The 588-nt window shown below is 68.2% G+C and carries 1 protein-coding gene; it reads left to right on the top strand.

What is annotated here, in order from left to right; translation table 11 throughout:
* Window positions 1-6 precede the first annotated feature (6 nt).
* A partial coding sequence (locus AC4FS3_RS29145; RefSeq protein ID WP_491023443.1) for an MFS transporter occupies window positions 7-588 on the top strand: 582 nt, incomplete at its 3' end.

The raw sequence follows: 588 nt of genomic DNA, 5'->3' as shown, positions 1-588 counted from the left end.
ATCGCAATGCGTGACGCCGCTGCTTCCGGAACCGGCTCGGGGCCACGCCTCGCCGCGCCAGCCTCCTGGATGGCGGCGCCGCGCGTCCGCCCCTGGGCTTGCGCCGTCACCGCCCTGTTGCTGGCGCTGGCCCAGGGCATGGGCCAGAACTTCTTCACCGCCAACCTGCAACAGGTGCAGGGGCAACTGGGCGCCACGCCGACGGAAGGCGCCTGGCTGACGGCGCTCTACATCGCGCCTTACGCCAGCCTGTCGCTGATGCTGCGCAAGCTGCGGGCGCAGTTTGGGCTGCGCAGTTTCGCCGAATGCGCCATTCTCGTTTTTGTGCTGGTTACGTTGCTGCACCTGGTCGTCGATGACCTGCCCACCGCCATGCTGGTGCAATTCGCCAGCGGCGTCGCGGCGGCTCCCCTGTCGGCGCTGAACTTTCTTTACATGGTGGAAGCGGCCCCGGCGGACAAACGCCTCTCCATGGGGCTGTCGGTCGCCCTGACGTTCCAGTCCATCGGCGCGCCGCTGGCGCGGGTGCTGTCGCCGCCGCTGTTTGATATCGGCGGTTGGCATGGCCTGTACCTGATGACAGCCGCC

The organism is Pseudogemmobacter sp. TB195 (assembly GCF_058313095.1).
Note: the sequence above shows the minus strand (reverse complement) of the source record. Positions and strands in the feature narration are given on the sequence as shown.